Source organism: Pseudomonas sp. WS 5532, from assembly GCF_012985445.1.
In the GTDB taxonomy this organism is placed as follows: domain Bacteria; phylum Pseudomonadota; class Gammaproteobacteria; order Pseudomonadales; family Pseudomonadaceae; genus Aquipseudomonas; species Aquipseudomonas edaphica.
This window is the reverse complement of the sequence record NZ_JAAQWK010000001.1, coordinates 219,465-231,051: the sequence shown is the minus strand read 5'-3', so window position 1 is coordinate 231,051 and position 11,587 is coordinate 219,465. Positions and strand designations below refer to the sequence as shown.

The following is an 11,587-nucleotide window of genomic DNA, read 5'->3' as shown; positions in this document are numbered from 1 at the left end:
GCCGGTCTCGAATAAAGAAAGCGATTGGGGATCAGAGCAGCACCACGTCGTATTGTTCCTGGGAATACATGGTTTCGACCTGGAAACGAATGGTGCGCCCGATAAAACCCTCAAGCTCAGCAACGTTACCGGACTCTTCATCCAGCAATCGGTCGACCACTTTCTGGTTGGCAAGCACTCTATAGCCTTCCGCCTGGTAGGCACGTGCCTCCCGTAAGATTTCGCGGAAAATCTCGTAGCAAACCGTTTCCGGGGTCTTCAACTTTCCACGCCCCTGGCAACTGCTGCACGGCTCGCACAGCACTTGCTCAAGGCTTTCGCGGGTGCGCTTGCGGGTCATCTGCACAAGACCAAGCTCGGTGATCCCGATAATGTTGGTCTTGGCGTGGTCACGCTCCAGCTGCTTCTCCAGGGTGCGCAGCACTTGGCGCTGGTGCTCTTCGTCTTCCATGTCGATGAAGTCGATAATGATGATGCCGCCCAGGTTGCGCAGGCGCAGCTGACGGGCAATCGCGGTGGCCGCTTCGAGGTTGGTCTTGAAGATGGTTTCTTCGAGGTTGCGATGGCCCACGAACGCGCCGGTGTTGACGTCGATGGTGGTCATGGCTTCCGCCGGATCGACCACCAGATAGCCGCCGGACTTGAGCGGCACTTTGCGCTCCAGGGCTTTCTGGATTTCATCTTCGACGCCATACAGGTCGAAGATCGGCCGCTCGCCAGGATAATGCTCCAGGCGGTCGGCAATTTCCGGCATCAGCTCGGCCACGAATTGCGTAGTGCGCTGGAAGGTTTCCCGCGAGTCGATGCGAATTTTCTCGATCTTTGGGCTGACCAGGTCACGCAAGGTACGCAACGCTAGACCGAGGTCTTCATAGATGACGCTCGGCGCACCAATGGTTTTGATCTGTGCGCCGATCTGATCCCACAGCCTGCGCAGGTAGCGGATGTCCATGAGGATTTCGTCAGCACCGGCGCCTTCAGCGGCGGTGCGCAGGATAAACCCGCCGGCTTCCTTGATGCCTTCGGCCGCTACGCAGTCGCTGACCACCTTTTTCAGGCGCTCGCGCTCGGCTTCGTCTTCAATCTTGAGGGAAATACCCACATGCGCGGTACGCGGCATGTACACCAGATAGCGCGAGGGGATCGACAGTTGCGTCGTCAGCCGCGCGCCTTTTGAACCGATCGGATCCTTGGTGACTTGCACCACCAGGCTCTGCCCTTCGTGCACCAGGGCGCTGATGCTTTCTACCGCCGGGCCTTCACGCAGGGAAATTTCCGAGGCGTGGATAAACGCGGCACGGTCCAGGCCGATGTCGACGAAAGCCGCCTGCATGCCCGGTAATACGCGCACCACCTTGCCTTTATAGATATTGCCGACAATACCGCGCTTCTGGGTGCGCTCGACGTGCACTTCCTGCAGAACACCGTTTTCTACCACCGCCACGCGCGATTCCATCGGCGTGATATTGATCAGAATCTCTTCACTCATGGCTGGGTCTCGTTCAGGCGTTTTCACAATAGTGACCGATCGCTTAAGGCTTGGCGCGCAAATAAAGGCGTTCAGCGCGCGGTAAGGTTTTGCCAACAGGGTATGCCGAATTGGCCGAGCAGTTGCGCGGTTTCGCACACCGGCAGGCCGACCACAGCGGAATAGCTGCCATTGAGCCCGGCGACAAACACCGAACCCAGCCCCTGGATAGCATAGCCGCCGGCCTTGTCCGCAGGTTCGCCACTGTGCCAGTAGGATGTAGCTTCCTGGACAGAAATAGCGCGAAAACGTACACGACTGCTTACACAACGCGTTTCGCAACGATGGCCGTCGGTGAGGGCAATGGCAGTGAGCACTTCATGTTCACGACCTGAAAGCGCCATCAGCATCGCCAAGGCATCGGCTTGGTCCACGGGCTTGCCAAGGATCTGGCCATCCACGATCACCGCCGTGTCCGCACCCAGCACACAGGCCTGCACACTTTGTTCAAGCGCAGCAAAACCCGCCTCGGCCTTGCCGCGCGCAAGGCGCTCGACGTAGGCAACGGCGGGTTCATTAGTAAGAGGGGTTTCATCAATGGCGGCGCTGACCACGGTGAAAGGCACACCGATCTGGGTCAACAGTTCACGCCGCCTCGGTGAGCCCGAGGCCAGGTAAAGCGAATTCATTGCAGACTCTCCCTGTAGAGTTTGATAACCAGGCAGAGCCTCGCAATCCATTCAATTGATTTTATAGCGACGACGTAACCCACGCAGGCCGAAACTGACCCAAGGCCACAGCAGCGCACTGACCAACGCTGGCAACACCAGCGCCAAGGTCGGTTGGCGGTTGCCGGTCAAGGCACTGAGCCACAGTTGCACCAACTGCGCCAGGCCGAAGATCACCAGGATCACCAGGCACTGTTGCCACATCGGGAACATGCGCAAACGCTGCTGCAACGACAGCACCAGGAAAGTAATCAGCGTGAGGATCAATGCGTTCTGACCCAGCAAAGTGCCATAGAGCACGTCTTCCGCCAAGCCCAGGCACATCGCCGTGACCATCCCGACTTTATGCGGCAGGGTCAGCGACCAGAACGCGAGCAACAACGCGAGCCAGAGCGGTCGCAGGATCTCCATGAATTGCGGCAGCGGCGAGACGCTGAGCAATAAGCCGATGGCGAAGGTCAGCCAGACGATCCAACCATTGCGTGAATGAGTACCGGCCATTATTCCTCCCTCTGCCGCGTGGTTGCCGGGGCAGCGGCCGCTGGTCGAGCGGCTGGTGTGGCGGCAGGCGTCGACGCAGGCGGTTTGGTTGCGGCGGGTTTCGCCGGGCGGGCGTTGTGGGTGGCAGGTTTAACGGGCGTCGCCACCGGCGCTGCCGGAGTTGCCACCGGTGCAGGCGGCCCAACAAATGCGGGCTTGGGCACCGTTGCGGGAACGATCGGCGTTATACCGTTCTGCTTGTCTTCCGCTTCCTGGGCTTGGGCGGCGTCGTTGGCGCGCTCTTCCGGAGTGCGATTGTCGCTGAATACCAGCAACAGATAGCGGCTGCGGTTCAAGGCAGCGGTTGGCACGGCACGCACGATAGCGAAAGGCTGGCCGGAATCGTGGATCACTTCCTTGACCGTCGCCACCGGGTAACCCGCCGGGAAGCGCTGACCCAAACCGGAGCTGACCAGCAGGTCGCCTTCCTTGATATCGGCGGTGTCGGCAACGTGACGCAACTCCAGACGCTCCGGGTTGCCGGTGCCGCTGGCAATCGCCCGCAGGCCGTTACGGTTGACCTGTACCGGAATGCTGTGGGTGGTGTCCGTCAGCAACAATACCCGTGAGGTGTAGGGCATAAGCTCCACCACCTGGCCCATCAGGCCACGGGCATCAAGCACCGGCTGGCCCAGCACTACACCGTCGCGCTCACCCTTGTTGATGATGATGCGGTGGGTAAAGGGATTTGGGTCCATGCCGATCAACTCGGCCACTTCGACCTTCTCGTTGACCAATGCCGAAGAATTGAGCAACTCGCGCAGCCGAACGTTCTGCTCGGTGAGGGCCGCGAGCTTTTGCATGCGCCCCTGCAGCAGCAGGTTTTCAGTCTTGAGTTTTTCGTTCTCGGCGACCAGCTCGGTGCGGCTGCCGAATTGGCTGGCCACGCCCTGGTAGAGACGTTGCGGCAGGTCGGTGATCCAGTAAGTCTGCATCAACACCAGCGACATCTGGCTGCGCACGGGCTTGAGCAGTGCAAAGCGGGCATCGACCACCATCAGCGCGACCGAAAGCACGACCAGCACCAATAAGCGCACGCCCAATGAGGGGCCTTTGGCGAAAAGCGGTTTAATAAGCCGCTCCTCCCAGGCAAATGTTCTCTTTATTCATACGGCATCAAACCGGCCTGGATGCAGATTGAAGAAGATAAACGCCAACAGGCAGCACTGCAAAGTGCTGCCTGCGGGCGAAGCATGGTGCAACCAACGATCTTATTCGCTGGAGAGCAGGTCCATGGTGTGTTTATCCATCATTTCCAGTGCACGACCACCGCCACGGGCAACGCAGGTCAGCGGGTCTTCGGCGACGATCACCGGCAGGCCGGTTTCCTGGGCCAGCAGCTTGTCGAGGTCGCGCAGCAAGGCGCCACCACCGGTCAGCACCAGGCCACGCTCGGCGATATCGGAAGCCAGTTCCGGCGGCGATTGCTCCAGGGCGCTTTTCACAGCCTGAACGATGGTGGCCAGGGACTCTTGCAGAGCTTCCAGCACTTCATTGGAGTTCAGGGTGAAGGCACGTGGAACGCCTTCGGCCAGGTTGCGACCACGAACGTCGACTTCGCGAACTTCGCCGCCCGGGTAAGCGGTGCCGATTTCCTGCTTGATGCGCTCAGCAGTGGACTCACCGATCAGGCTGCCGTAGTTACGGCGTACATACGTGATGATCGCTTCGTCGAAACGGTCGCCGCCTACACGCACGGATTCGGCATACACCACACCGTTCAGGGAAATCAGGGCGATCTCGGTAGTACCACCACCGATATCCACCACCATCGAACCGCGTGCTTCCTCAACCGGCAGGCCGGCGCCGATTGCGGCAGCCATAGGCTCTTCGATCAGGAACACTTCACGGGCACCGGCACCAAGGGCCGATTCACGGATGGCACGACGCTCCACCTGGGTGGACTTGCACGGAACGCAGATCAGCACACGAGGGCTGGGCTGCAGAAAACTGTTTTCGTGAACTTTGTTGATGAAGTACTGCAGCATCTTTTCGCAGACGCTGAAGTCGGCGATCACGCCGTCTTTCATCGGACGAATGGCAGCAATATTGCCTGGTGTACGGCCGAGCATGCGCTTGGCCTCGGTGCCTACGGCAACGACACTTTTCTGATTACCATGGGTCCGAATGGCCACAACCGATGGCTCATTCAGAACGATACCGCGCTCGCGCACGTAAATAAGGGTGTTGGCAGTGCCCAGGTCAATGGAAAGATCGCTGGAAAACATGCCACGCAGTTTCTTGAACATGGGGAAAGGACCCTAGGCAACGCGTGGGTAAAAAAGTGCGGCAAACTCTAACAACGACAGGGATTTTGGGCAAGGCGCCAATGTGCTAAATTGGCCGACTTTCTGTGCACCAACCCCCACAATCGCGGCCTTATGACCGTAGAAATGCGGTAGTGTTCCGACAATCTAACACACGGATGCCCTCCGTTCTGTTTTCCACTGGAGAAACCCATGGCGCTTGAACGCTCCGACGTGGAAAAAATCGCGCATCTGGCCTCGCTTGGCCTTAATGACGCCGATCTTCCACAGACCACCGCAGCCCTGAACAGCATTCTCGGGCTGGTCGACCAAATGCAGGCCGTAAATACCGACGGCATCGAGCCCCTGGCTCACCCGCTGGAAGCCAGCCAGCGCCTGCGTGCAGACGTTGTGACCGAGCGAAATAATCGCGAGGCCTACCAGTCCATCGCGCCAGCGGTCGAAAACGGCCTGTACCTGGTTCCGAAAGTCATCGACTAAAGGGAAAGAGCCTTTCATGCATCACATGACTCTGGCCGAGATCGCCCGCGGTCTCGCCGACAAAAAGTTTTCTTCCGAAGAGCTGACCCAGACCCTGCTGGCGCGAATTGCCGCGCTGGACCCCAAGGTCAACAGCTTTATCAGCCTCACCGAGGAACTGGCCCTGAGCCAGGCCAAGGCCGCCGACGCACGTCGCGCCAACGGTGAAAACGGCGCACTGCTGGGCGCACCCATCGCCCACAAAGACCTGTTCTGCACCCAGGGCATTCGCACCAGCTGCGGCTCGAAGATGCTCGACAACTTCAAGGCACCCTACGATGCCACCGTAGTGTCCAAGCTGGCGGCCGCCGGGGCCGTGACCCTGGGCAAGACCAACATGGACGAATTCGCCATGGGTTCGGCCAACGAGTCGAGCTACTACGGTGCGGTAAAAAACCCGTGGAACCTGGAGCACGTGCCCGGCGGTTCCTCCGGCGGCTCGGCTGCTGCTGTTGCCGCGCGTTTCCTGCCGGCGGCCACGGCCACCGACACCGGCGGCTCGATCCGCCAGCCCGCCGCTTTCACCAACCTCACTGGTTTGAAGCCGACCTACGGTCGCGTTTCCCGTTGGGGCATGATTGCCTATGCCTCCAGCCTCGATCAGGGCGGCCCGCTGGCACGCACGGCTGAAGACTGCGCAATATTGTTACAAGGTATGGCCGGGTTCGATAAACAGGACTCCACCAGCATCGATGAGCCGGTGCCGGACTACAGCGCCAGCCTTAATACCTCGCTTAAAGGCCTGCGTATCGGCGTGCCGAAAGAGTATTTCAGCGCCGGTCTCGACCCGCGTATCGCCGAACTGGTGCACAACAGCATTAAAGAGCTGGAAAAGCTCGGTGCCGTGATCAAGGAAATCAGCCTGCCGAACAACCAGCACGCGATTCCTGCGTACTACGTGATCGCGCCGGCAGAAGCCTCCTCGAACCTGTCGCGTTTCGACGGCGTGCGCTTCGGCTACCGCTGCGAAAACCCGAAAGACCTTACCGACCTGTACAAACGCTCCCGTGGCGAAGGCTTCGGTGCCGAAGTACAACGCCGGATCATGGTCGGTGCCTACGCGCTTTCCGCCGGTTACTACGACGCGTACTACCTCAAGGCGCAAAAGATCCGTCGCCTGATCAAGAACGACTTCATGGCCGCCTTTGAAGAAGTCGACGTGATCCTCGGCCCGACCACGCCGAACCCGGCCTGGAAGATCGGCGCCAAGACCGGCGACCCGATCGCCGAGTACCTGGAAGACCTCTACACCATCACCGCCAACCTCGCGGGCTTGCCGGGCTTGTCCATGCCCGCAGGTTTCGTCGATGGCCTGCCGGTCGGCGTGCAATTGCTCGCCCCGTATTTCCAGGAAGGCCGCCTGCTCAATGTGGCGCACCAGTACCAGTTGAACACCGACTGGCACACTCGCACCCCTACCGGCTTCTGAGGAGAACACTATGCAATGGGAAGTTGTGATCGGGCTGGAGATTCATACCCAGCTCGCCACCCAATCGAAGATTTTCTCCGGTAGCGCCACCACGTTCGGCGCAGAACCCAACACCCAGGCCAGCCTGGTCGACCTGGGCATGCCCGGCGTACTGCCAGTGCTGAACGAGGAAGCGGTGCGCATGGCGGTGATGTTCGGCCTGGCGATTGACGCCGAGATCGGCCAGCACAACGTGTTCGCGCGCAAGAACTACTTCTACCCGGACCTGCCCAAGGGCTACCAGATCAGCCAGATGGAATTGCCGATCGTCGGCAAGGGCTACCTGGATATCCCGCTGGAAGACGGCACCATCAAGCGTGTCGGCGTGACCCGTGCGCACCTGGAAGAAGATGCCGGCAAGAGCCTGCATGAAGAATTCAACGGCGCCACCGGTATCGACCTGAACCGCGCCGGTACGCCGCTGCTGGAGATCGTTTCCGAGCCGGACATGCGCAGCGCCAAGGAAGCCGTGGCCTACGTCAAGACCATCCACGCGCTGGTGCGCTACTTGGGCATCTGCGACGGCAACATGGCCGAAGGTTCGCTGCGTTGCGACTGCAACGTGTCGGTGCGGCCAAAAGGCCAGGCCGAGTACGGCACACGCTGCGAGATCAAGAACGTCAACTCGTTCCGCTTCATCGAGAAGGCGATCAACACCGAAGTGCGTCGCCAGATCGAGCTGATCGAAGACGGCGGCAAGGTGATCCAGCAAACGCGCCTGTACGACCCGAACAAAGACGAAACCCGCGCCATGCGCAGCAAAGAGGAAGCCAACGACTACCGTTACTTCCCCGACCCGGACCTGTTGCCGGTGATCATTGAGGACTCGTTCCTCAATGACGTGCGTGCCACCCTGCCGGAACTGCCGCCGCAAAAACGCGAGCGTTTCCAGGAACAGTTCGGCCTGTCGGTCTACGATGCCAGCGTATTGGCCTCCAGCCGTGAGCAAGCCAACTACTTCGAAAAAGTCGTGAGCATTGCCGGCGACGCCAAGCTGGCGGCCAACTGGGTGATGGTTGAGCTGGGCAGCCTGTTGAACAAACAGGGCCTGGAGATCGACGAAGCCCCGGTGACCGCCGAGCAGTTGGGCGGCATGCTGCTGCGCATCAAAGACAACACTATCTCCGGCAAAATCGCCAAGACCGTGTTTGAAGCGATGGCCGCAGGCGAAGGCAGCGCCGACGACATCATCGAGAAGCGTGGCCTCAAGCAAGTCACCGACAGCGGCGCTATTTCGGCCGTGCTCGATGAGATGCTCGCCGCCAATGCCGAGCAAGTTGAACAATACCGTGCGGCAGACGAAGCCAAGCGCAGCAAGATGTTCGGCTTCTTTGTCGGCCAGGCGATGAAAGCCTCCAAAGGCAAAGCCAACCCGCAACAGGTGAACGAACTGCTCAAAAGCAAGCTCGAAGGCTGACACTTGATCGTTCCCACGCTCTGCGTGGGAACGCCTCACTGGACGCTCCGCGTCCGCTTTTGTGACGCGGAGCGTCACGGGCTGCATTCCCACGCAGAGCGTGGGAACGATCAATTGGGGGTTTGTTGAACATGAAGCGTCTACTCGGCCTCCTGGCCCTGTTCTCTCTGTTGGCCGGTTGCGCCAGCGGCCTCATCGACCCCAACGGCTACGACGAAACCGGCACCGCCTCCTATTACGGCGCCAAGCACCATGGCAATAGAACCGCCAGCGGTGAACCCTTCAACCAGAATGCCCTGACCGCCGCCCATCGGCGCCTGCCCTTCGGCACGCGGGTCAAGGTGACCAATCTCGACAACAACAGATCCGTCGTGCTGCGCATCAATGATCGCGGCCCGCACACCCGTGGCCGTCTGATCGATGTTTCCCGCAAAGCGGCTGAGCAACTCGGTATGCTGGGCAGCGGCACCGCACGGGTTCGCGTGCAAGCGCTGAGCAACTGACAGGAGCCTTGGCCATTTCCGTACTCACCGCCCTCTCGCCCTTCAGCCTGCTCGAATTGGTCAGCGGCCTGCTGCTGCTGATTCTCGGCGCCGAAATCCTGGTGCGCGCCGCCGTGCGCCTGGCGGCCAGCCTCAAGGTGCGGCCGCTGATCATCGGCTTGAGCATCGTTGCCTTCGGCAGCAGCGCGCCGCAAATGACCGTCAGCCTGCAAGCCACCCTGGCCGGCAATACCGATATCGCCGTGGGCAGCGTGATCGGCAGCAGCATATTCAACATCCTCGTCACCCTGGGCCTGTCTGCGCTGATCATCCCGCTGCGGGTGTCGCGACAACTGGTGCGCCTGGACATCCCGGTGATGATTTGCGCCGCGCTGCTGGTGTTTACCCTGTCAGCCAATGAAACGTTGACGCCCGTTGACGGGCTGGTACTGCTCGCAGCGCTGGTGGCCTACCTGGGTGTGCTGCATTACCAGACCCGCCATTCCCGGCGCCCGCGCACGCTGGACACCGTGGCCAGAGCGCCGTGGTTGAGCAGCGTGTTGCTGATGCTCGGCGGGCTGCTGATTCTGGTGCTGGCCGGGCATTTGCTGCTGGGCGCGGCGGTGGACGTGGCGAGCGACCTGGGCCTGTCGGAGCGCATCGTCGGCCTGACCTTGATCGGCGTCGGCACTTCGTTGCCGTGCCTGGCCACTTCGCTGATTGCCGCCGTGCGCGGCGAGCGCGAGATTGCCGTGGGCAATGTGATCGGCAGCAGCCTGTTCAACCTGCTCGGTGTGCTGGGGTTTACCGCGTTGGTAGCGCCGTCACCGCTGTCGGTATCGCCCAACGCCCTCGATTTCGACTTGCCGGTAATGCTCGGCGTGGTGGCGCTGTGCCTGCCGGTGTTCTACACCGGTTACCGAGTCACCCGCGCCGAAGGCCTGGTCTTTCTGGGCCTGTACCTGGTGTACGCATTGCATGTGGTCTCGTTCACGTTCGGCATGCCCTTGGCTACCCGTCTTGAAAAACTGATGCTGTATTACGTCCTGCCGGCGCTGGTGGCGTTTCTGGTACTCAGCACGCTGCGAGCCTGGCGCCGCCAACACAAGAGGGAAGCGCAATGACCGATCAGAGAAAGCCCGGGGTTGAGATGCGTCGCCAGGTGATGGGCGACGTGTTCGTCGATCGCGCCCTGGGCAACGCCACCGAGTTCACCCAGCCGCTGCAGGATTTTGTCAACGAACATGCCTGGGGCAGCGTGTGGAATCGCGAAGGCTTGCCCTTGAAGACTCGCAGCCTGATCACCCTGGCAGCCCTGACCGCACTCAAGTGCCCGCAAGAACTCAAGGGCCACGTGCGCGGCGCACTGAACAATGGCTGCACGGTGGAAGAGATTCGCGAAGCGCTGCTGCATTGCGCGGTGTACGCGGGTGTGCCGGCGGCGATTGATGCGTTTCGGGCGGCGCAGGAAGTGATTGAGGCGTATCAGGCAGACCAGTAGTGACTGTTAGATAGCCATCGCAGGCAAGCCAGCTCCCACATTTGAACTGTGAATACATTCAAAATGTGGGAGCTGGCTTGCCTGCGATTGGCCCTCAAGCACACCACAAACCTTAGATCCACCCACCCGCCTGCAACACAAAAATCCCGATATTGGTGGTCACCGCCGCCATCAACGTGGTGATCACAATAATCGCCGCCGCCAACTCATGGTTGCCCTCAGCCGCCCTGGCCATGACAAAACTCGCCGCCGCCGTCGGCGCGCCGAAATACAGAAACAAAATCCCCAATTCCGGCCCACGAAAGCCCAGCAGCCACGCGCCCAACGTCGCGAATAGCGGCAGGCCGATCATCTTCACCAGGCTGGCACTCAAGGCCATGCTCCCGCTTTTGCGCAAGGCCGCCAATGACAAGGTGCCGCCGATGCAGATCAGCGCCAGCGGCAAGGTCATGTCCGCCAGATACTGCCCGGACGACTCCAGCCACCCCGGCAAGCCGATCTTGAAGATCGCGAACGGCGCGGCGACGATCACACTGATGATCAGCGGGTTGGCTATCACGCTTTTGAAAATGCTCCACGGGTCGGACTTGATCACCGGGCTGTACACCGCCAGCACAATGGTCGACAGCGTGTTGTAGAACAGGATCACCAGCGCCGCGAGAATCGCGCCAAGGGAGATGCCGTAGTCGCCGTACATGCTGGCCGCCAGCGCCAGGCCGATCACGCCGTTATTGCCGCGAAACGCGCCCTGGGCATAAATGCCACGGTCTTCACGCGGGCAGCGAAAGATCGCCCAGCCCCAGGCCACAGCAAAGCTCAGCAGCGTGGCAACGGCAAAGTAGATCAACAAACCGGGTTTGAGCGCCGAATGCAGGTCGGCGTGGAGGATGCCGAGAAACAGCAGCGCCGGCATGGTGACGTTGAACACCAGCGACGATGCAACGTGGATGAAGTTGTCGTTGATCCAGTTGATGCGCTTGAGCAGCACACCCAAAAACAGCATGGCAAACACCGGCGCGGTGATGGTCAGGGTGGTGAGGAAGATAGCCAGCATGCCGGGGAGAACCTTGGTGGGTGTCGTCAGGTGGCTAATGATAAGCCATGCAGCCCGGTTCGTCTGGGCAACCCCGAGCAAATGTGGGAGCTGGCTTGCCTGCGATGGCGCAGTGTCAGTCGATGCATTCGTTACTGATACAC

General features: G+C 60.5%; 12 protein-coding genes. 6 read left to right on the top strand and 6 right to left on the bottom strand.

All coding sequences use genetic code 11. The features are described 5' to 3' along the window. Window positions 1-31: 31 nt before the first annotated feature. The 5 genes from rng to mreB all read right to left on the bottom strand — a co-directional run bounded on the left by rng (window position 32) and on the right by mreB (window position 4,985). Window positions 32-1,489 (bottom strand): ribonuclease G, encoded by a 1,458-nt coding sequence (gene rng / locus HBO23_RS01105; RefSeq protein WP_010213134.1) that lies wholly within the window; start codon window positions 1,487-1,489, stop codon window positions 32-34. A gap of 71 nt (window positions 1,490-1,560) precedes the next feature. Then, on the bottom strand, window positions 1,561-2,157 hold the full coding sequence (locus HBO23_RS01100) for a Maf family protein (protein WP_017138249.1): 597 nt from the start codon (window positions 2,155-2,157) through the stop codon (window positions 1,561-1,563). Between the two features lie 51 nt (window positions 2,158-2,208). After that, window positions 2,209-2,697, bottom strand: coding sequence for a rod shape-determining protein MreD (gene mreD / locus HBO23_RS01095; RefSeq protein ID WP_017138250.1), 489 nt, complete (start codon window positions 2,695-2,697; stop codon window positions 2,209-2,211). Continuing rightward, a complete protein-coding gene (gene mreC, locus HBO23_RS01090) occupies window positions 2,697-3,809 on the bottom strand; it encodes a rod shape-determining protein MreC (protein ID WP_080593785.1) in 1,113 nt (370 codons plus the stop codon). The genes mreD and mreC overlap by 1 nt, the downstream gene beginning before the upstream one ends. Before the next feature lie 138 nt (window positions 3,810-3,947). Beyond that, on the bottom strand, window positions 3,948-4,985 hold the full coding sequence (gene mreB / locus HBO23_RS01085; protein WP_002555108.1) for a rod shape-determining protein MreB: 1,038 nt from the start codon (window positions 4,983-4,985) through the stop codon (window positions 3,948-3,950). A 210-nt stretch (window positions 4,986-5,195) separates the two neighbouring features. Between mreB and gatC the strand changes: the two genes are divergently transcribed. The 6 genes from gatC (at window position 5,196) to HBO23_RS01055 (ending at window position 10,390) form a co-directional block, all read left to right on the top strand. Next, window positions 5,196-5,483 (top strand): Asp-tRNA(Asn)/Glu-tRNA(Gln) amidotransferase subunit GatC, encoded by a 288-nt coding sequence (gene gatC, locus HBO23_RS01080; protein WP_003188556.1) that lies wholly within the window; start codon window positions 5,196-5,198, stop codon window positions 5,481-5,483. 16 nt (window positions 5,484-5,499) lie between these two features. Continuing rightward, window positions 5,500-6,951: an Asp-tRNA(Asn)/Glu-tRNA(Gln) amidotransferase subunit GatA gene (gene gatA / locus HBO23_RS01075; protein ID WP_065911562.1), complete on the top strand. Its 1,452-nt coding sequence runs from the start codon at window positions 5,500-5,502 to the stop codon at window positions 6,949-6,951. A gap of 10 nt (window positions 6,952-6,961) precedes the next feature. After that, entirely contained in the window at window positions 6,962-8,407 is a 1,446-nt protein-coding gene (gene gatB, locus HBO23_RS01070) for an Asp-tRNA(Asn)/Glu-tRNA(Gln) amidotransferase subunit GatB (protein WP_099548380.1), read from the top strand. Between the two features lie 131 nt (window positions 8,408-8,538). Next, a complete protein-coding gene (locus HBO23_RS01065) occupies window positions 8,539-8,910 on the top strand; it encodes a septal ring lytic transglycosylase RlpA family protein (protein ID WP_026013786.1) in 372 nt (123 codons plus the stop codon). Window positions 8,911-8,966: 56 nt separating this feature from the next. Continuing rightward, on the top strand, window positions 8,967-10,013 hold the full coding sequence (locus tag HBO23_RS01060; protein ID WP_032865800.1) for a calcium/sodium antiporter: 1,047 nt from the start codon (window positions 8,967-8,969) through the stop codon (window positions 10,011-10,013). Further along, window positions 10,010-10,390 (top strand): carboxymuconolactone decarboxylase family protein, encoded by a 381-nt coding sequence (locus HBO23_RS01055; protein WP_017138256.1) that lies wholly within the window; start codon window positions 10,010-10,012, stop codon window positions 10,388-10,390. Before HBO23_RS01060 ends, HBO23_RS01055 begins: the two co-directional genes overlap by 4 nt. 112 nt (window positions 10,391-10,502) lie before the next feature. On the opposite strand, the gene HBO23_RS01050 is transcribed toward HBO23_RS01055, so the two are convergent. Continuing rightward, window positions 10,503-11,444, bottom strand: coding sequence for an AEC family transporter (locus tag HBO23_RS01050; RefSeq protein WP_170036267.1), 942 nt, complete (start codon window positions 11,442-11,444; stop codon window positions 10,503-10,505). Between the last annotated feature and the right edge of the window lie 143 nt (window positions 11,445-11,587).